Source organism: Paraburkholderia suaedae (genome assembly GCF_040812055.1).
In the GTDB taxonomy this organism is placed as follows: Bacteria; Pseudomonadota; Gammaproteobacteria; order Burkholderiales; family Burkholderiaceae; genus Paraburkholderia.
The window spans coordinates 413760-432225 of record NZ_JBFOAH010000001.1; the positions used below are offsets into that span (position 1 = coordinate 413760).

General features: G+C 64.4%; 16 protein-coding genes and 3 pseudogenes. 10 read left to right on the forward strand and 9 right to left on the reverse strand.

The annotated features are described in order from the left end of the window. Window positions 1–281: 281 nt before the first annotated feature. Window positions 282–770 (reverse strand): annotated as a pseudogene (locus ABQJ48_RS01795) (LysR substrate-binding domain-containing protein); the annotation flags it as partial. Next, complete coding sequence (locus tag ABQJ48_RS01800; RefSeq protein ID WP_367835561.1) at window positions 653–1090, reverse strand: carboxymuconolactone decarboxylase family protein; 438 nt, start codon at window positions 1088–1090, stop codon at window positions 653–655. The gene ABQJ48_RS01800 and the pseudogene ABQJ48_RS01795, both read right to left, overlap by 118 nt. 233 nt (window positions 1091–1323) lie before the next feature. On the opposite strand from ABQJ48_RS01800, the gene ABQJ48_RS01805 reads away from it, so the two are divergent. Continuing rightward, entirely contained in the window at window positions 1324–2385 is a 1062-nt protein-coding gene (locus tag ABQJ48_RS01805; RefSeq protein WP_367835562.1) for an NAD(P)/FAD-dependent oxidoreductase, read from the forward strand. Window positions 2386–2510: 125 nt separating this feature from the next. On the opposite strand, the gene ABQJ48_RS01810 is transcribed toward ABQJ48_RS01805, so the two are convergent. After that, window positions 2511–2726: a hypothetical protein gene (locus ABQJ48_RS01810; RefSeq protein ID WP_367835973.1), complete on the reverse strand. Its 216-nt coding sequence runs from the start codon at window positions 2724–2726 to the stop codon at window positions 2511–2513. A gap of 232 nt (window positions 2727–2958) precedes the next feature. Here ABQJ48_RS01810 and ABQJ48_RS01815 point away from each other — a divergent pair, with 232 nt between their 5' ends. Beyond that, a complete protein-coding gene (locus ABQJ48_RS01815; RefSeq protein WP_367835563.1) occupies window positions 2959–4935 on the forward strand; it encodes a PAS domain-containing hybrid sensor histidine kinase/response regulator in 1977 nt (658 codons plus the stop codon). A 459-nt stretch (window positions 4936–5394) separates the two neighbouring features. Here the strand turns inward: ABQJ48_RS01815 and ABQJ48_RS01820 are convergent, their stop codons facing one another. Then, entirely contained in the window at window positions 5395–6795 is a 1401-nt protein-coding gene (locus ABQJ48_RS01820) for an MFS transporter (protein WP_367835565.1), read from the reverse strand. 222 nt (window positions 6796–7017) lie between these two features. On the opposite strand from ABQJ48_RS01820, the gene ABQJ48_RS01825 reads away from it, so the two are divergent. The 4 genes from ABQJ48_RS01825 to ABQJ48_RS01840 all read left to right on the forward strand — a co-directional run bounded on the left by ABQJ48_RS01825 (window position 7018) and on the right by ABQJ48_RS01840 (window position 13231). After that, window positions 7018–7164: a hypothetical protein gene (locus ABQJ48_RS01825; RefSeq protein WP_367835567.1), complete on the forward strand. Its 147-nt coding sequence runs from the start codon at window positions 7018–7020 to the stop codon at window positions 7162–7164. A 540-nt stretch (window positions 7165–7704) separates the two neighbouring features. After that, on the forward strand, window positions 7705–10299 hold the full coding sequence (gene mprF, locus ABQJ48_RS01830; RefSeq protein ID WP_367835568.1) for a bifunctional lysylphosphatidylglycerol flippase/synthetase MprF: 2595 nt from the start codon (window positions 7705–7707) through the stop codon (window positions 10297–10299). Next, window positions 10296–11561 carry a virulence factor family protein gene (locus ABQJ48_RS01835; RefSeq protein WP_367835569.1) on the forward strand — a complete coding sequence of 422 codons (1266 nt, stop codon included), beginning with the start codon at window positions 10296–10298 and terminating at the stop codon, window positions 11559–11561. Before mprF ends, ABQJ48_RS01835 begins: the two co-directional genes overlap by 4 nt. A gap of 491 nt (window positions 11562–12052) precedes the next feature. Then, on the forward strand, window positions 12053–13231 hold the full coding sequence (locus ABQJ48_RS01840; RefSeq protein WP_367835570.1) for a 4-hydroxybenzoate 3-monooxygenase: 1179 nt from the start codon (window positions 12053–12055) through the stop codon (window positions 13229–13231). 30 nt (window positions 13232–13261) lie between these two features. Here ABQJ48_RS01840 and ABQJ48_RS01845 read toward each other — a convergent pair. Continuing rightward, window positions 13262–13875 (reverse strand): annotated as a pseudogene (locus ABQJ48_RS01845) (AraC family transcriptional regulator); the annotation flags it as partial. A 201-nt stretch (window positions 13876–14076) separates the two neighbouring features. On the opposite strand from ABQJ48_RS01845, the gene ABQJ48_RS37785 reads away from it, so the two are divergent. From ABQJ48_RS37785 to ABQJ48_RS01860, 3 genes and pseudogenes are all read left to right on the forward strand, one after another. Next, window positions 14077–14637: an SDR family NAD(P)-dependent oxidoreductase gene (locus ABQJ48_RS37785; protein WP_473094085.1), complete on the forward strand. Its 561-nt coding sequence runs from the start codon at window positions 14077–14079 to the stop codon at window positions 14635–14637. Window positions 14638–14709: 72 nt separating this feature from the next. Continuing rightward, a pseudogene (locus tag ABQJ48_RS01855) lies at window positions 14710–15051 on the forward strand (MFS transporter); the annotation flags it as partial. Between the two features lie 185 nt (window positions 15052–15236). Beyond that, window positions 15237–15494 (forward strand): hypothetical protein, encoded by a 258-nt coding sequence (locus ABQJ48_RS01860; RefSeq protein ID WP_367835571.1) that lies wholly within the window; start codon window positions 15237–15239, stop codon window positions 15492–15494. Between the two features lie 95 nt (window positions 15495–15589). On the opposite strand, the gene ABQJ48_RS01865 is transcribed toward ABQJ48_RS01860, so the two are convergent. The 3 genes from ABQJ48_RS01865 to ABQJ48_RS01875 all read right to left on the reverse strand — a co-directional run bounded on the left by ABQJ48_RS01865 (window position 15590) and on the right by ABQJ48_RS01875 (window position 16476). Next, window positions 15590–15838 carry a hypothetical protein gene (locus ABQJ48_RS01865; RefSeq protein ID WP_367835572.1) on the reverse strand — a complete coding sequence of 83 codons (249 nt, stop codon included), beginning with the start codon at window positions 15836–15838 and terminating at the stop codon, window positions 15590–15592. 78 nt (window positions 15839–15916) lie between these two features. Then, window positions 15917–16294, reverse strand: coding sequence for a hypothetical protein (locus tag ABQJ48_RS01870; protein ID WP_367835573.1), 378 nt, complete (start codon window positions 16292–16294; stop codon window positions 15917–15919). 53 nt (window positions 16295–16347) lie between these two features. Continuing rightward, window positions 16348–16476, reverse strand: a complete 129-nt coding sequence (locus ABQJ48_RS01875) for a hypothetical protein (protein ID WP_367835575.1) — start codon at window positions 16474–16476, stop codon at window positions 16348–16350. A gap of 536 nt (window positions 16477–17012) precedes the next feature. Between ABQJ48_RS01875 and ABQJ48_RS01880 the strand changes: the two genes are divergently transcribed. After that, window positions 17013–17561, forward strand: a complete 549-nt coding sequence (locus ABQJ48_RS01880) for a cytochrome b (RefSeq protein WP_367835974.1) — start codon at window positions 17013–17015, stop codon at window positions 17559–17561. A 245-nt stretch (window positions 17562–17806) separates the two neighbouring features. Here the strand turns inward: ABQJ48_RS01880 and ABQJ48_RS01885 are convergent, their stop codons facing one another. Beyond that, window positions 17807–18406: a GNAT family N-acetyltransferase gene (locus ABQJ48_RS01885; RefSeq protein WP_367835576.1), complete on the reverse strand. Its 600-nt coding sequence runs from the start codon at window positions 18404–18406 to the stop codon at window positions 17807–17809. Between the last annotated feature and the right edge of the window lie 60 nt (window positions 18407–18466).

Consider the following 18466-nt stretch of genomic DNA (forward strand, 5'->3'; position numbering starts at 1 on the left):
AAAGTACGAAGAGCTGCACGCGCCCGCAGAACGCACAAGGGCGCTCTCGACGCGCTCAGCCGCCGTGGCGCGCTGCGCACGAATGCCGACATGCTGGCATGCGAAGGGTATGAGGCGGAAATCGTGCTTCTGCGGCATGGTCGTACTAGTCGCGCACAAGAAAACCGCACCGCAGAAGCGGCTATCGACCAGCCGCTGCACGCCGCGAACCGTCCCATTTTGCCGACAACGAGCGCGCACAGCCAAGCCGTTCGATCGGCCCGAGCCGCGGCTTCATGCAGCGCACCGCCGGTCAGCGAGACAATGAATTCGAAGAACGCGCGCACCTTGGCCCGCCGATGATGCCGCGATGGCTGGAGCGCATACAGCAGATAAACCTGGTCGGCCCAGTCCGGAAACAACTCCACCAGCTTGCCGCTTGCGAGCAGCGACTCCGCGCCGAGCGACAGGATCTGCGCGACGCCGTGGGCCGCCGCGCACACGCTGTGCAAGGTGCCCACAGCGTTCACGGTCATGCGACCTTGCAGCGCCTGGGAATTACAGCGCGGGGCGCAAGAACTCGTGACCGCCGGCCTGGTCCTGTTCGGATGCCGCTTCGAACAGCGGCCGTGCCGGTGAGCTTGATGCCTGCGTTCAGGTCGATGGCGCGCGTTCAGGCGGGCATCTTGCGAAACGAGATCGCGAAGCGGTTCCACGCGTTGATCGCGGAGATGAGTAGCGTGAGGTCGACCAGTTCCTCGTCGCTGAAATGCGGGCGCACGGCGTGCCATACTGCGTCGGGCACGTGCTCGTGCGACACCAGGGTCAGCGCTTCGGTCCATTCGAGCGCGGCGCGTTCCCGGTCCGTGAAGAACGGCGTTTCGCGCCACACGACCACGGTGGCGAGCCGCCGCTCGGTTTCGCCGCCCTTGCGGGCGTCGCTCGTGTGCATGTCGACACAGAAAGCACAGCCATTGATCTGCGAGGCGCGCAGGCGGACCAGTTCGGTCAGCGATTTTTCGAGCGCCGATTTGCCGATGCGCTCTTCGACGCCGAGCAATGCTTTGATCGCTGCGGGGTTGGCTTTGTAGAAGTCGAGACGCTGTTCCATGGTTCACTCCTGAGTCGGTTGGACGCATGCCGTGGTGCGATGCGATGGATCAAGCTTAGGCGCGCGATTGGATTGCGGAAATATCCGGTTTCGGCGATTTTCAGGTGACCACTTTGCCGCGCGCAGCCGCCGCGTCGGTGACCCGCCGAGCGGCCTTACCGCCTGTAATGGCATCGTTGACGGGCTTCCGGCGATTCGGTATGGTGGATCATCGCCTTCCCGCAGAGACCGCCATGACGCCCGCCACCGACCCGCCAGCCGATTCCCTCGCGCCCGCGATCCGTTGCGACGTGCTGATCGTCGGCGCCGGCCCCGTTGGCCTGTTCGCGGCGTTCGAGGCGGGCGTGATCGGCCTGTCGTGCCAGATCGTCGACGCGCTCGACAAGATCGGCGGTCAATGCACCGAGCTGTACCCGGACAAGCCGATCTACGACATCCCCGCCATTGCGTCGTGCACCGCACGCGATCTGGTCGAGCGTTTGCTGGTCCAATGCAAGCCGTTCGACGTGCCGATCCATCTGGAGCAGCGCGTCGAGTCGGTCGAACAGCGCGAGGACGGACGCTGGACTGTACGCACCGGGCGCGGCCTCGTGTTCGACGTCGCGGCCATCCTGCTCGCGGCGGGCAACGGCGCATTCGTGCCGCAAAAACTGACGCTGCCGGAGGCGGTGCCGCTCGAGTCGCGCCACGTCCACTACAGCGTGCCGCGTCTCGCCGATTTCGCCGGCAAGACGGTGGTCGTGGCAGGCGGCGGCGACTCCGCGCTCGACTGGGCGCTCGCGCTGCGCAAGGTCGCGCGCCGGGTGACGCTGGTGCATCGGCGCAGCGGCTTCAGCGCGGCCGATTCGAGCGTCGCGTCGATGCGGCGCGCGGTAGAGGCGGGCGAGATGGATTTCGTCGTGGGCGCGATCGCGGGCCTCATCGTCGAAGGCGATGCATTGAAGGCGCTGACGTTGCGGCGAATCGAGGGCGAGACGCGGCTCGAGGCCGAGCACCTGGTCGCGCTATATGGGCTCGTCGCCGATCTCGGACCGATCGCGCAATGGGGCATGACGATTCACGGCGGCCGTGTCGATGTCGATACGTCGAACTATGAGAGTTCGCGCGCGGGCATTTTCGCGGTCGGCGACATCGCAAACTATCCGAACAAGCAGAAGCTGATTCTGTCAGGATTCCACGAGGCGTCGCTGGCGCTGCGCAAAGCGTATTCGTACGCGTATCCGGATAAAAAACGCGTGCACATCCATTCGAGTTACGACGCGAAGCTCGCGGAAAAGGTCGCCGCGGCCGGCTGAGCGAGCGCCATCGAAGATTGACGGCGAGCGCAGCGAGCCGATAGCGCGGTTGCGCGAATCGCGTGAGCCAGGCGGTCGTGACCGGGATATGTCATGACCGCCTGTCGATCATGTGCGGGCAAGCGCTATTGTTTCGCGGGTTCGCTCGCCGCGGCGGCCGCGCTCGCCGCTTTGTCCTTCTTCTTCGCCTCATGATGGCCGATTGCGCAGCCCGCGGCCGCGCCCGCCATGCCGTGGTGTCCGGCGACGTGCCCGGCGGCGCCGCCCACGACCGCGCCTTTGGTGCAGCCTTCAGCGTGAGCCGCGGCAGGGGCGAGCGCGAGCGCTGCGGCGAGCGCCAGGGTACTGAGTGCCTGTCTGGTTCGTTTCAATTGGGGCTCCGATTTTCTATGAACGATCACGATTGTCCAGCAGTTGTCGGGTAGCAAAACAGGGGCCCGGGCCGATCGCTTTATGCGGAGCCCGCCACGCGGCGGCGCATCGGCCCGCAACGCGTTTATCGGTGAAATCATGGGCAAAGGGACTGCCATGCGCGGTGTATCCTTTGACGCGGAACCTTTATACTTGCGCGTCATGAACCCGCTCGATGCTCCTTGCGCCCACGACGACGGCGAGCCCGGCCGAGACACCGCCGCAATGCGTGCGACGCCCACCGTCGGCGTCGACTACTCGTCGCTCGTGCAGGCGATCGAAGACTACGCAATCTATCTTATCGATGCGACCGGACACATCGTCAGCTGGAATGTCGGCGCGCAGAAGCTCAAGGGCTACACTGCGCAGGAAATCATCGGCCAGCATTTCTCGCGCTTCTATACCGACGAAGCCGTGGCGCGCGGCTGGCCGACCTATGAGCTGCAACAGGCGTCGCTCACGGGCCGCTTCGAGGATGAAGGCTGGCGCGTGCGCAAAGACGGCACCATGTTCTGGTCTAACGTCGTGATCACGGCAATCCGCAACGAGGAGGGCGTGCTCACCGGCTTCGCCAAGATCACGCGCGACCTGAGCGCGCAACGCGAATACCTCGAAGCGTTGCGGCAAAGCGAGGAGCGCTTTCGACTGCTGGTCGATTGCGTCAAGGATTACGCGATCTTCATGCTCGATCCGCAAGGCTATGTGGTGAGCTGGAATGCGGGCGCGGCGCGCATCAAGGGCTATACGCGCGAAGAGATCATCGGCCGGCATTTCTCGCTGTTCTATTTGCCCGAGGAAGCCGCAGCCGGCAAACCCGCGCGCGAACTCGCCATCGCACGGCAGATCGGCCATGTGGAAGACGAAGGCTGGCGCGTGCGCAAGGACGGCTCCACCTTCTGGGCCAACGTCAACATCACGGCCGTGCACGATGAATCGAACCGCTTGCGCGGCTTCGCAAAGGTCACGCGCGATCTGACCGAGCGGCGTCAGCGTGAAGAACTGGAGCGCTCGGGCGAGCGCATGCGCGAGTTTCTCGCGACGCTTGCGCATGAGCTGCGCAATCCGCTCGCGCCGGTGCGCAACGCCGTCGGCGTGATGCAGCTCGAAACCGGGCTGAGTCCGGCCATGGTGCATTCGCGCGATCTCATCGACCGCCAGGTGAGCCATTTGACACGGCTGGTCGACGATCTGCTCGACGTGGGCCGCATCATGTCGGACAAGGTCGAGTTGCGCGTTGGCCGCGTCGATCTGGGCGAAGTGGTGGCGCGCGCAATCGAAGCGGCGCGGCCGTTCACCGACGCGCAGGAGCAGATCATCGTGCCGCACGTGCCGGACGCACCCGTATTCGTTCGCGGCGACATGACCCGGCTCATACAGGTCTTGCAAAACCTGCTGCACAACGCGTCGAAATTCTCTCCGGCGGGCAGCCGTATCGACGTGACTGGCCGCATCGACTACCGCATGGCGGTGCTCGAAGTGCGCGATTCGGGATGCGGCATTCCCGTGCAATCGCTCGACAAGATTTTCCAACTGTTCGCGCAGGAAAAAACCAGCCAGAACTCGGGCGAGGGCGGACTGGGGATCGGGCTCACGCTCTGCAAATCGCTGGTCGAGATGCATGGCGGCAGTATCTTCGCAAGCAGCGAAGGGCTCGGCTGCGGCAGCACGTTCACGCTGAGTTTGCCGCTCATCGGTGCATCGTCGGAAGTCGCCGCGGCCGCGACCGCGCAGCCCGCGGCGCCCGAGGTGGCGCCATTGCGGATCCTGCTGGTCGACGACAATCACGACTCCGCGGACAGCCTCGCGATGCTGCTGGAACTGAAGGGCCACGAAGTGCGCATCGGCTACGGCGGCGAACAGGCGCTGGAGATCGCGCCGCACTTTGCACCTCAGTTGGCGGTGATCGACATAGCGATGCCGAAAATGGATGGCTACGCGACGCTCGTCGCACTTCGGAAGATGCCACAACTGGCCGGCACGATGTTCGTCGCGATGACCGGCTTCGGCCACGCCAGCGACCGCGAGCGGACTCGCGCCGCAGGTTTTCATGCACACCTGGTGAAGCCGGTGGAACTCGCGCAATTCGATGCGCTGCTCGCGCAGGCGGAAGCGCGGCGCGGCAACGGCGGGGCCGACTGAGCATTAAAGCGGCGGGCTCGTCCTATCGTTGTGCTGATCGTTTTCGCCGCAGACCGGAACGCTGCCCGGCTTCTTCGCGTGATTCTTCCATCTGGCTGAAACCTGGCGGCGTGGAGCCGGCGACCGCCTGCATCGGGTGGCGGGGCGCGCATGTTACCAGGCGTTTGCCTATCCTGCGGCTTTGCACGGTCAGCAGACGGCCGATCGGCACCGCTTCACGCAGCCGCGATGCCCGGCGCGCATCACGATGTGGCCAGCCGCCAATGCGCGGCGCCTGCCAGGCGCCGCAAACCCGGCCGCCGCGCTTCGGATGCGGCGCGCGCGCAAGGCAGACAAGTACCCATCGAAAGCAATCACGGCCGCGTTCATCGCGCCGCTCCCGCAACGTCGTGTTGGGCCCGGACTTCCCCGTCGAGCGCTCGTCATGGCATGGCACGAGGAACAGCCGGTATGTGTCGCTCAACCGCGCCCGCCGCGCGAAATGTCTTCCCCCGCGCTACGCGGCATGCGCAGCGTGACCGGAATCGACGCGAACGAACACAGGCCGACCACCAGAAACGCCGGCCAGAAGTCTGACCACGTGATGCCCGGGTGCCCGTGCAGCACGCGCGAAACCTGCAGCACGATGCCGCCCACCGTCACGCCGAGTCCGAGCGACATCTGCTGTACGACACTGCCGAGACTCGTTGCGCGTCCCACGTCGCGACTGGCGATCTCAGCATACGTGAGCGAATTCAGACTGGTGAATTGCAACGCAGGGAAAAAGCCGCCGAGCAGCACGACCACCCAGATGATCCAGGTCGGTGTGCTCGGGAAAAACAGCCCGCACGCCGCGATCGACAGGCCCGATAGCGCGGCATTGACCACCAGCACCGAGCGAAAGCCGAATTGCCGCAGCACGCGCGAGGCGACCGTGCGCATGAACATGCCGCCAAACGCCGAGGCGCACGTGATGAGGCCGGATTGGAACGCGCTCATGCCATGGCCTTCCTGCAGCATCAGCGGCAGCAGGAACGGCAACGCGCCGAGCCCGATGCGAAATAGCGAACCCCCGAGCACGCTCGCCTGGAACGTCGGCACCTTGAAAAAGCGCAGATCCAGGAGCGGGAGTTCGACGCGCTGCGCGTAAGCGACATAGACCGCGAGCAGTGCTGCGCCGCTCGCGCACATGCCGAATGCGTCGTCGATGGGGATCAGTTCGCCGCCCACCAGCGACAGCCCGAGCAGAAGCAGCACCGCGCCCGCCGCCGACAGCAGAAAGCCGATCCAGTCGAGCGGGCCCGGATGCGGCTCGCGCGTGTTGGCGATGTACTTGCTGGTCAGATAGATGCCGAGCATGCCAATCGGCACGTTGATGAAGAAGATCAGACGCCAATGCAGATACGTGGTGATGAAGCCGCCGAGCAGTGGGCCTGCCGCGGGGCCGAGCATCGCGGGCACACTCAGGTAGTTCATCGCGCGGATAAAGTCGGACTTGTCGACCACGCGAAAGATGATGATTCGGCCGACCGGCACCATCATCGCGCCGCCGACGCCCTGTACGAAGCGCGCGAGCGTGAACGTGGCGAGCGAGTTGGACGCCGCGCACAGGAGCGAACCTGCTACGAAGACGCCGATCGCCGTGCGAAAGATGGTGCGCGCGCCAAATCGGTCGGCCAGCCAGCCGCACACCGGAATGAACACGCCCAGTCCCAGCACGTAGCTCGTGACCGCGATCTTCAGCGTGACCGGATCGCGGCCGAAGTCGCGCGCCATCGCGGGCAGGGCGGTGACGATCACGTTGGCGTCGACGCTTTCCATGAACATCGCGCAGGCAACGATCAGGGGCGCAATCAGAGCTTTCTGGAGGGCGGCGGTCATGGAGGCGGAACTGCGGCGGAGGAGCGCAGGCAAAGGGGGCATTATTGCACCTGTACGGTGCGGATTGTTAATAGTGTTCGGCGGGGAAGTGACCCTTTGCGTTTCGGGGCGGGGTGAGGGTAGTGCGCCGCCCATGCGGTGCGTGATTAGTTGTTGCAGTGCGGCATAAGTAGACTATAATCGGGTTATTGCCTAGGTATAAACCCTATACAGGAGTCCATCATGAGCACCGCTTCCAACACCACCGCCCATTCCACCACCGCCAACGTGGGTCTGTTGGGCAAGTTGCGCGCCCTGGCGCTGCATGCGCTGAATCTGCATCTGCAAAACTGTGCGATTATCGCGGAAGCTTATCGCCGTCCTCAGTAAGGCCCGGCGCATCGTTGGTCTGGCCGGGAAGCCGGAGCCGCGCGCAATGCGCTGAGCCGGCGAGTCGGTGACCCGCATGGTCGCGGCTGTTCCGGCGGCGCCCCTCGTGATTTGCAGTACAACGCCCGCTCGCGTAGCGGGCGTTGTGCTATCTGGCAGACCAGATAAATGCCCGGTGCAGCGAAAACCTCAACCGGCGCCTCGCCGTCCCTTTCAACTCCATGACGTCGCCGGGAAATAGGTCGGGAACTCGACTACGGCCCCATGCGAAAACAAGCACGGTCAGCGAGAGGCAGTCACAACCGCACGGCCTGCGCAGTCCTGCCCAATGACGGTGAAGGGAAGACCGAACCGGCTCCCCAGCAGACAATCTGACCGCCCATATCGACCGCTGCCGGCTGTTAAATAGCGGCGAAATAGCCCCCGCTGTCAACCTTTTACACAATTTGCCGTTATCCCTTTGTAAGCGCCCACTCAGACGACGCAGCGACCGACGCTCCCGTCGTCGCGACAGTTCCACGCAAGGCCCCCGCATCGACCATGTTCCATCGACATAACAACGAATTCGACCGGCTACGCGCAACGTTCACCCGCCTCTCAAAGACGCTCGGCAGTCGGAAAATCCTCTCGCCGTTGCTGGCGCTCGTGATCTGCGGGCTGCTGCTGGTCGTGTTGCAGCATGTGTCGCAAGCGGTCGACTACCGCTTGGTGATCCGTCAGTTGCGCCAACTGCGGGCAGGCGAGTGGAGCGCCGCGCTCGGCGCCACCGCGCTCAGCTACGTGGCGCTGATCGGACGCGATGCGGTCGGCCTGCGCTACCTGGGCGCAGCCGTGCCGCGCGTGGCGCTGTGGATCGGCGCGACCGCGGGTTCGGCGCTCGGCAACGCCACCGGTTTCGGCGCATTGACGGGCGGCGCCGTGCGCGCGCGCGTCTATGGCGTCGCCAACATCACGCCCGCGCAGATCGGCCGCATGACCGTGTTCACGAGCGTATCGCTCGCGCTCGCGCTCGTGCTGATGTCGGCACTCGGCATGCTCGGCCTGTCCGCCCAGCTCGCGCCGATGCTGCACCTGCCGCCCGTCGCACTGCGCTGGAGCGGCGCCGCGCTACTGCTCGCGCTCACGCTCGCGGCTGCCGCATGCCGCCGTGAAACGCGCCCGGTCCGCACGCGCTGGCAGTGGCTCTCGTTCGACATTCCGGCGCGCCGCGATCTGCTCGCCCAAGTGGCGCTCGCGGTCCTCGACGTGGTGGCCGCGGGCCTCGCGCTGTGGGCGCTGCTGCCGCATACGAACGTGAGCTTCGTGACTTTCATCACGGTCTATGCGGCAGCCATGCTGCTCGGCCTGATCGGCCACACGCCCGGCGGGGTCGGCGTGTTCGAGGCGGCGATGGTGTTCACGCTGAGCGGCAGCGTGCAAACGCATCAGATGGTTGCCGCGCTGCTGGCTTATCGCGCGATCTATTTCGGTGTCCCGTTGATCGTTTCCGCAGCGCTGCTCGCCGGCTTCGAAGGCCGCGCGCTGAAAAACCACCTGCCGTTGCTGCGCGCGAAGCGCGCGTCGGAACTCGCGCCGCTGTTTCTGAGCCTCGTCACGTTCGTGGTCGGCGGCATGCTGGTGATTTCCAGCGCGACGCCCGCGTTCTGGCAACGCATTTACGTCTTGCGTGACCTCGTCCCACTGTGGGTGCTCGAAAGCTCGCAGATGCTCTGCAGTGTCGTCGGCGTGCTGCTGCTGTTCGTCGCGCGCGGTTTGCTGCGGCGTCTGGACGCCGCCTGGTGGATGACGCTGCTGCTCGCGGTGCTGAGCCTCGCGCTGTCTTTGACAAAAGGTCTCGCGTTCGTCGAAGCGGGTGTGCTCGGCACGCTGATCGTATTGCTGCTGTCCACCCGCGGGCGTTTCAGCCGGCATTCGTCGCTGTTCGCGGAGCGCTTTACGGCGGGCTGGCTGGTCTCGGTCGCGATGGTGCTGATGCTCGCCACGTGGGTGATGCTGTTCGCGTTCCGCGACGTGCCCTACACGCGCGACCTGTGGTGGCAATTCGCATTCGACGAGCGCGCACCGCGTGCGCTGCGCGCTACGCTCGCCGCGAGCGTGTTCGCGGCGACGTTTTCGTTCTGGCAGTTGCTGCGGCCGGCGGCGGGCCGCTTCGTCAAACCCGCGCCGGAAGATCTGCGCGACGCGGCCCGCATCGTGCGCGCGCAAGAGCGCAGCGACGCCGGCCTCGCGCTGATGGGCGACAAGAGCTTCCTGTTCTCCGAGTCACGCGAGGCGTTCCTGATGTACGCGAAGAACGGTCGCACGTGGGCCGCGCTGCATGATCCGGTGGGACCGCGCGAAGAGTGGGCGGGCCTCATCCGCAAGTTCGTCGCGCTCGCGCATGCCCATGGCGGGCGCGCGGCGTTCTATCAGGTTCGCGCCAACGCTTTGCCGCTCTATCTCGACGCCGGGCTCACGCTGATGAAGCTCGGCGAGGAAGCGCACGTCGTGCTGGACGATTTCGATCTGAAGGGCTCGCATCGTGCGCATCTGCGCTACGCGCTCAAGCGCGGCGAGCGCGACGGCTTCACGGTCGAAGTGATCGATCAGCCGAACGTGCCTGCGTCGCTCGAAACGCTGCGCGAGATTTCCGACGGCTGGCTCGACAGTCGCGACGCGCGCGAGAAGAGCTTTTCGGTGGCGGCGTTCAACGACGAATATCTCGCGGCGCAATCGGTGATGCTGGTGCGCAAGAACGGCGAGCCCGTGGCGTTCGTCACCTTCATGACGACCGATATGAACACCGAGGCGACGGTCGGCGTGATGCGGCACGTAGAAAGCGCGTCGGCGTATGCAATGGAGTATCTGTTCACCCAGCTGGCGCTGCATCTGAAGCAGGCCGGCTTCCGCTCGCTGAGTCTCGGCATTGCGCCGCTCTCCGGCATGCAGCCGACGCCCCTCGCGTCGCGCTGGCACCGGCTGGCCGGCATCGTGTGGCGCTTCGGCGGCCGCTTCTATAACTTCCGCGGCCTGCGTGCTTTCAAGAGCAAGTTCCAGCCGCATTGGGAGCCGCGCTATCTTGCGGCGTCGGGCTCGGTGGGCGTGTTCTTCACGCTCGCAGACCTGTCATTGCTGGCAGGAGGCCGGCGTTCATGACTTTGCATTCGATCTTCAGGCTCGCCGTCGTGGCCGGCTTCGTGACCGGTGGCGCGCTTGCGCAAGCGGCGACCTCCACGGTACCCGGCGGCCGCTACGGTGACGTCACTGTCACCCAGCCGAGCGGCCCGTTGCGCGGCTTCGTGGTGCTGTACTCGCAGGCGAGCGGCTGGAACGCGGCCGACCAGCAGACCGCCGATGCCCTCGCAAAAGCCGGCGCCTTGACCGTCGGCGTGGACACCGCGCGTTACGCCGCCAGGCTGAGCGGCAAGAAGGAAAGCTGCCATCAGCTGGTCGGCGACGCCGAAGCGTTGAGCCACCAGCTAGAACGGCAATCGCACTCGAATCACTATTTCGCGCCGATCGTGGCGGGCACGGGCCAAGGCGCGACGCTCGCGATGCACGTCCTCGAACAGGCGCCGTCGAACACGATTGCCGGTGCGGTCTCGGTCGATGCCGAGCATGCGCTCGATACGCGCTTTCGGCCTTGTCCGCCGGACCCGACGGTGATCCGCGACAAGGTGCCGGGCTTCGTCGAAACGGCGAGCACCGGCAACGGAGATCGTGCGCGCATCGTCGCCTTGCTCACGCCGCATCTGCAGGCCGTGTCGACCAGCGATGACGACCTCTCCGATCTGCCGTTGATCGAGCTGCCGGCCGCGCATCCGAGCGGCCTGATGGCGATCGTCATTTCCGGCGACGGGGGCTGGCGCGATCTCGACAAGACCATCGCGCAGGCCTTGCAGAAAGACGGCGTGTCGGTGGTGGGCTGGGACAGCCTGCGCTACTTCTGGAGCGAGAAGCCGCCCGCGCAAACGAGCCGCGATCTCGCTCGCGTGATGCAGACCTACGGCGCGCGCTGGCATGTGGAGCACATTGCGCTCATCGGCTATTCGTTTGGCGCCGACGTGATGCCGTTCGCGTACAACCGTCTGCCGCAAGCGCAGCGCGCGCAGGTCTCGCTGATCGCTTTGCTCGGCTTTGCGCCAGACGCCGATTTCCAGATCCGGGTAGGCGGTTGGCTGGGCATGCCGGCGAGCGACAAGGCCTTGAGGGTGCAGCCGGAATTGAAGAAGGTGCCTCCCGCGATCGTGCAGTGTTTCTACGGCGCGCAAGAGCAGGACACGCTGTGTCCGGCGCTGGATAAAACCGGTATCGCGGTAATTCGCACGGGCGGTGATCACCACTTCGGCGGCGACTACAACGCGATCGAAAGGCGCATTCTTGGCGCTTTCAAACAGCAGAGCGGCGTACGTGACTGATTGGCGCGGCGCGTGATGCAGGTCCGGGCAACGTGGATGCCGCGCGACAAGGCTGCATGATCGACACCGTCGTTACGTGATCGCGGTCATCGCAACGAGGGCCGAGCAATACCGCTCGATATACTCATCGGCATCCGGGTGCTTACGACCGAGGCCAGCGCGTCAGAGCGCTTTCTCGCGACTCGGCTATCCGGTTCCGAATCCGAAACGACACACGACCCTGCGTATCGCCTGTTTCTCGCGCCGCAGATCCGGTCGGGGTTTACCTTGATGCCGTGCCACACTGAATGAGTGCCTGGTGCGCCTGATCGAGGCGCGACAAGCTCGGCCAGCTCGGCGTTAGCGCGCGTTGCCACCCTTCGGCGCAGCCGTTGCAGATAAGCCGTCTATCGCGAGAAGCGATACAGCCTATCCACGATATCGCGTTGCGCCATAGAGCCCGTGATCGTCACACTGAGCGCAATTCAATCGCCGCATTCAGGAGACAACTCATGCGCACCCAAGTGGGCATCATCGGTGCCGGGCCCGCGGGCCTGCTTCTTTCCCATCTTCTTCACCTGCGTGGCATCGAGTCGGTCGTGCTCGAAACGCGCACTCGCGACCAGATCGAATCCACCATCCGCGCCGGCGTGCTCGAACAGGGCACGACGGACCTGCTGAGCGAAGCCGGCGTCGGCGCACGGATGAAAGCCGAAGGCGCGCTGCATCATGGTTTCGAGCTCTCCTTCGAAGGCAAGCGGCGGCGTATCGATCTGACCGGACTCACCGGCCATTCGATCACGGTCTACGCGCAGCACGAAGTGATCAAGGACCTGGTCGCCGCGCGCGTGGCCGCCAACGGCGCGCTGCGTTTCGGCGTGTCCGAAACGTCGTTGCACGGCATCGATACCGCGCAGCCGTCGATCCGCTATCGCCACGAAGGGCAAGCATGCGAGCTGCAATGCGACTTCGTGATCGGCTGTGACGGATCGCAGGGCGTGTCGCGCGCTTCGATTCCGCAGGCGCTGCGCAAGGACTATGAACGCGTCTACCCGTTCGGTTGGTTCGGTATCCTATGCGAAGGGCGCCCGTCATCGGACGAATTGATCTATGCGCGCCATGAACGTGGCTTCGCGCTCATCAGCACGCGTTCGCCGAACGTGCAACGCATGTACTTCCAATGCGATCCGAAGGACTCGGTCGAGAACTGGTCCGACGACCGGATCTGGGCCGAGTTGCACGCACGCGTCGATTCGCACGACGGCCAAAAGATCGTCGACGGCAAGATCTTCCAGAAAAACATTGTCGGCATGCGCAGTTTCGTGTCGGCCACGATGCAGCACGGCCGGCTGTTTCTCGCCGGCGACGCCGCGCATATCGTGCCGCCGACCGGCGCGAAAGGCATGAACCTGGCGGTTGCGGACGTGCGTGTGCTGACCCGGGCGCTCGATGCGTTCTACGTTGAAAACCGCACCGATCTGCTCGACAGCTATACCGAAACCGCGCTCAAACGCATCTGGCGCGCCGAGCACTTCTCGTACTGGATGACGAGCATGATGCACCGCATCGAGGGCGCGTCGCCGTTCGAGCAGCAATTGCAGGTGGCCGAGCTGGAATACGTGACCACGTCGCGCGCAGCGGCCACCGCGATGGCGGAAAACTACGTCGGCGTGGCCGTGCCCCAGGCGTAATGACCGCGCAGCACGCGGCGCGACGGGTGCCTAGTTCAGCGATAGGTCCCGATGCGCCGCGGTTTGAAACTCTGTAGGCGTAACGCCCGTCTGCTTGCGGAAATAGCGGCTGAAATAAGCCGCATCTTCGAATCCGAGCGCATGGGCGATCTGTTTGATGGTCAAGCCGGAATAAACCAGATCGCGCTGCGCCTCGCGGATCAGAGATCATTGACGAGCGACAGCGGCGAATGCCCGAGTTCGTCGCGGCATATGCGGCCCAGATGCGCGGCCGTGACGCCTAGTTTGCCCGCATAGAATTCAATAGGCCGATGTTCGCGAGCGTGCGCGGCGACGAGTTCGCGCAGCCGTTTGATCTGCGCCGCACGCCGGTCGTTCACCGTCGCGCCGGCTGCGGACGCGGCATCGGTCAGACGCGCCACTTGCACAAAAAGTGCCATCATCAACGCCATGCCCGCGGCGGTATGACCGCGCGCGATGCGGCAAAATTCCTGCTCCAGCAAGCCGAACAAAGGCATCAACGTGCCATCGCCGATCTCGCGCCGCACGGAGATCAGCGCGGGCCGCTGCAGCACCGGTAACAGACCTGGCGACACCGCCTTCGAGATCGACTCCAGCGCCCGCTGCGCAGCGGTGATCACGAGTCACTTTGTCCAATTTCGGCGGCACTCGCATGGCTATACTTTTTTCCATGAAAGGCGCGTTCGCATAGCGCGGCGGCGAGGCCGGCCAGCGCATCGTGCCGATGATCAAAACCATGGAGATTCGGATGACTAACGAAATCAAACGCGAGTCATGGCCGGGCAGGCGCGCAGCAGTGGCTCGCGCTCGAAGGCAAGATTTGCGTGGTAAGCGGCGCGGCTGGCGGTATCGGCAGCGCTATCGCGCAGGTGCTCGGCAACGCGGGAGCGCGCCTCGCGTTGCTCGATCGTGACGACGACAAGTGCCTTGCACTCGCGAGCAGCCTCAATGCGAACGGCGTCGAGGCGCTCGCGCTCGCTTGCGATATCGGCGACATCGACAGCGTGCGCGGTGCGGTGAACGGCGTCGAGTCGGCATTCGGCGTGGCCGATGTACTGGTGAACAACGCCGGACTGCTGCGGCCAGGCGGCATCGAGGAGATCGCGCTGGAGGCGTGGAACGCGATGCTGCGCGTGAACCTGACCGGCTACATGCTGTGCTCGCAGCAGTTCGGCCACGGCAGTGCTTCGCTAGCGCACGCGAGCGATATCAACACGCGCGCCGTTCTGACATCTCGCGCCCAATCGCCTCGCGTCGGACGCGTCGGACGCGGCGAGGCGAGGATCGGGTCCGCCACGGACGCCATTATTCGCATGATCAGTAGGAATACGAACAATAAAAATCGTCTTAAACAGTCATGGAGACATCGCAATGAAACAGTGTGAACCAGGCAGAGCGAAAGCTTTGAGTCCGTACGACCCCGCAATCGCTGCGCGCGACGCGCAAGGAGAAGTGCAATGACTCGCGCCGAACGCAGCGTGGACGTGCAAGCTTTTATCGACGAACAGCGTTTCTCGCCATTTCAATGGACGATCCTGGTGCTGTGCTTTCTGGTCGTCGCGGCGGATGGCTTCGACACGGCCGCGGTCGGTTTCATTGCGCCGTCGCTGGTGCAGCAGTGGGGGGGCGCGCGAAGTTCGCTGGGCCCGGTGATGAGCGCGGCGCTGGTCGGTCTCGGCATCGGTGCGCTCGCGGCCGGTCCCTGCGCGGATCGGATCGGACGCAAGATGGTGCTGGTGGTGTCGGTGTTCTTCTTCGGCATGTGGAGTCTCGCGCCGCTCGACGAACCGTCGTTGGATCGAGCGGTTGCCGCCGTTGCCGTCGAATAGCGAATGCGCACGCTTTCATTGTGCGTCGGCGAGACAACAGTGAATTCGGGATTAGCGGATTTATCCCGCCGCATTGGGCACCTACACTGGCTGCATTGCTGCGACCCAAGTCCCGTCAGCAGCGCATGTCGAGACAGTCCGCAAGAGGTGGTTTCATGAAGTCGCTCATTCAAGCCGTTGCTGTTGCTGTGGCTCTCGCCGGGCCCATTGCATCGTTCGCGCAGTCGGCGGGTCAGCCTGTTTCACAGGATTCGCAGGCTGCACAGACGCCGGCGCAGGCCGAAGGTCAGCGCAATGCGGCTCAGGCCGATAGCAGCGGGTATGGAGTGGGCAGCCATGGTCGCGGGCAGTCGGGCCGCGGCAGTGATATGACGGTCAGTTCCTATTCGCCGCCCATCTACAACGCGCGTTAAGCGCTCAACATGCAATTGATGACGAAGCTTGCGACGAACAATTCGTCGCGCGCTTCGCATTCAGCTTTGCATCGAGCTTCGCATCCGTTCAAGGGCTAGGGCGCGCGCAACAAGGTCATCTCATTGCGCACCAACGCGCGCAGGTCATCGTCGCTAGGCCGCGTGCCCCAATGCCGCGCGCCCGCCACCGACGCAATCGCCATCCACGAATGCGGCGGAAACCATTCGCGCAACAACGCGCCGTCCTGACGCAAGCACAACTGGCCGGTCTGTTCGCTGTATTCGGCGCAGATCAGCACGCCATCGACGCGAGCCGTCACTCGCCGTGTATCGCTGCGTAGCAAATCGTCGCTCCTTATCAAGCGGTGGCGCGAATGCCAGCACGGCACGGCGGCGTCAGCGACACCGCCGTGGTCCATGCATCAATGATCGCCGTGCCTACGGTCGTCGTCGTGGCCGTGCCAGCCGTTGTCGTGGCCGCGCCAGCCGTTGTCATGGCCGCGCGCGTCGCGCCATTCGTGCCGGTCGTGACGATGCTCTTCCCATTCCCGGCGTTCCCAGTAGCGGTGGCCGTCGTAGTAGCGCTCGCCGTACCACCCCGGGCTCACGACCACCACCGGCGGCGCCGGCGCGTAGACCGGCGGCGGAGGCGGCGCATACACCGGCTCGGGCGCATAAGCGAAGCCCGGCACGCCGATGTTGACACCCACGTCGACATGGGCCAGTGCGGCCGACGATGCACTGATCGCAAGGCCTGCGACGATCCCCAACGACATCCAGCGGTTGCGCGAATTGTTCATTTTGTGTTCTCTGGTTCTACGTTGGTGAGGAAGCACTCTTGCGCCCGACGCACTTAGTAGTGGTCGTGGTCGTGATGATGCTCGTGAGCGTGATAGCCGCCGTCGTCAGGGACCACGATGCAGCCGCCCAAAGCGCTGCCGAGCGTTGCTGCGAGAATGACGAGTGCGAAGATTTTTTTCATGAGGTTGCTCCCTTTTTGCTTGTGAACCGAACTCTACTGAGCCCCGGGATTTCGGTTGTGTTTGTGTGTAACAGGACGTGTCGCGACGCTCACATACCGCTCATGAGCCAAGGGCAGGGAAGAAGCCGGGCGGGTGGGTGGTGTGGTTCAATTGGCAGAGGGCCGCGCCGGCGGCCAAGCCATTGAACACGCTATGGAAAAGACGCAGCCGTCGAACAGCGCGTGAGCGCGCCGGTGCGTGACGATCGACGCTGGAACAGCGCATCACTGCACGGCATCGTGTTGCGGCAAAAGTACATCAGGCGGAAACATTCGGTTGCAGACTGCTTACGGTCAGCGCCGCCGCGGACGTCCGCTCGCACCTCGGGGCTGGTCATTCGGCATTTGAAGCCAGGTGACGCAGGAACGCGTAGCGGTGCGTCAGCTTCTGTTAAGGTTCGATGCGTAGCATCCGCGATATGTCGCCCGGCCCTCTGTTCCCTGATGCGGCGATGCGTTTCCAATCGACAACCCTCTATGCTCAAACAACTCTGATGATGCAAACCGACGAAGGCGCCTGGCGCCGGGACGAAGCGGGCTACGGCGGCGTCGCGCGCTTTTTGCACTGGCTGGTGGCCGCATTGATCGCGGCTCAGTTCGTAATCGGCTGGACCATGCCGGACATCCACAAGGGCACGCGTCCTGAGGGGCTCATTGCGTGGCATCTCGGTGTCGGCGCCACACTGATCGCCGTGGTGCTGCTGCGGATCCTCTGGCGAGTCGGGCACCGGCCCGGAGCGGCGAATGTGTCGCCGTTTTTGCGCGCAGTGTCGCATGTCACGCACGGTCTGCTCTATCTGGCGCTAGTAGTCGTGCCCGTGCTGGGGTGGGCGAACGCGTCCTCGCGCGGGTGGACCGTCCGGATCCTTGGCGTGGTGCCGATGCCGTCTATCGCGCCGACCGGGTCGTCCATCGGTCACGCCATGGGCGACATCCACGGCTACCTGGCCTGGGTGCTGTTCGCGCTCATCGTGCTGCATATTGCCGGCGCGCTGTTTCACCGGTTCGTACTGAAGGATCGCGTGCTGCAGCGGATGCTGCCGTGACGGCCGCGTGGCCCTAAGGCACGCGGCTGAGCGTGCGCCGCTATATAACCGCCGGACGATCAGGCGCCGTCGTTTCACGCTTCGCAAGCGTTGTCGAGATGGTTGGTCCGGACTGCTCGAGCCGCAAGACGAGGGCGGGTCGACGTCGCTCGTCGAGATGGACACGCGGGTTCGACGTTGTGCCGGGTGGCCCGATTGCGGGCGATAGCAGACGGTAACCGCCCATGCCAATGACGGCGTGCTCGTTACGGAGCGAGCTTTGCTGCCAGCATTGCCTTCACCGCTGGCCACTCATGATCGACGATGCTAAAGCGCACCGAGTTGCGCTTGCGCCCATCCGGCATGATCCGTTCATGCCGGACCACTCCTTCCTGTTTTGCGCCCAGGCGCAGAATGGATGCGCGTGACTTTGCGTTGAGTTCATCGGTTGTGAACTGCACGCGAACACATTGCAGCACGTCGAACGCGTAGCTCAACAGCAGGTGCTTCGCTTCTGTATTCACGGCGGTGCGTTGCATCGACTCGCTCAACCACGTGTGACCGATTTCGAGCTTGCGGTTCGCACGGTCGATCTTCCAGAAGCGGGTGCTGCCGACAATTGCACCGTTTTCGCGCAGCGCGATCACGAATGGCATCACGGTGCCGGCCATGCGTGTGTCGAGCGCGGTCGCGATATAGTCTCCTATGGTGTCGGGTCCTGGCACCACTGTATGCTTCAGATTCCATAATTGGCCGTCCGCGGCGGCGCCGACCAGCGCTTGCGCGTGTGCATGCTGAAGCGGGCGGAGTTCGACGGTCGTGCCGGTCAGCGTGGGCTGCATGGTGCGAGAAGCCGTGTCGTTCATTGCAATAAAAAAGTCCGCGAGCGAGGCTCGCGGACCGATGTGATGGTTCGTTGGAAACAG

Coding starts and splice junctions, on each gene's coding strand:
- ABQJ48_RS01800 (WP_367835561.1), bottom strand. CDS start 1,090: ATGGAACAGCGTCTCGACTTCTACAAAGCCAACCCCGCAGCGATCAAA.
- ABQJ48_RS01805 (WP_367835562.1), top strand. CDS start 1,324: ATGACGCCCGCCACCGACCCGCCAGCCGATTCCCTCGCGCCCGCGATC.
- ABQJ48_RS01815 (WP_367835563.1), top strand. CDS start 2,959: ATGAACCCGCTCGATGCTCCTTGCGCCCACGACGACGGCGAGCCCGGC.
- ABQJ48_RS01820 (WP_367835565.1), bottom strand. CDS start 6,795: ATGACCGCCGCCCTCCAGAAAGCTCTGATTGCGCCCCTGATCGTTGCC.
- ABQJ48_RS01825 (WP_367835567.1), top strand. CDS start 7,018: ATGAGCACCGCTTCCAACACCACCGCCCATTCCACCACCGCCAACGTG.
- mprF (WP_367835568.1), top strand. CDS start 7,705: ATGTTCCATCGACATAACAACGAATTCGACCGGCTACGCGCAACGTTC.
- ABQJ48_RS01835 (WP_367835569.1), top strand. CDS start 10,296: ATGACTTTGCATTCGATCTTCAGGCTCGCCGTCGTGGCCGGCTTCGTG.
- ABQJ48_RS01840 (WP_367835570.1), top strand. CDS start 12,053: ATGCGCACCCAAGTGGGCATCATCGGTGCCGGGCCCGCGGGCCTGCTT.
- ABQJ48_RS01860 (WP_367835571.1), top strand. CDS start 15,237: ATGAAGTCGCTCATTCAAGCCGTTGCTGTTGCTGTGGCTCTCGCCGGG.
- ABQJ48_RS01870 (WP_367835573.1), bottom strand. CDS start 16,294: ATGAACAATTCGCGCAACCGCTGGATGTCGTTGGGGATCGTCGCAGGC.
- ABQJ48_RS01875 (WP_367835575.1), bottom strand. CDS start 16,476: ATGAAAAAAATCTTCGCACTCGTCATTCTCGCAGCAACGCTCGGCAGC.
- ABQJ48_RS01880 (WP_367835974.1), top strand. CDS start 17,013: ATGCAAACCGACGAAGGCGCCTGGCGCCGGGACGAAGCGGGCTACGGC.
- ABQJ48_RS01885 (WP_367835576.1), bottom strand. CDS start 18,406: ATGAACGACACGGCTTCTCGCACCATGCAGCCCACGCTGACCGGCACG.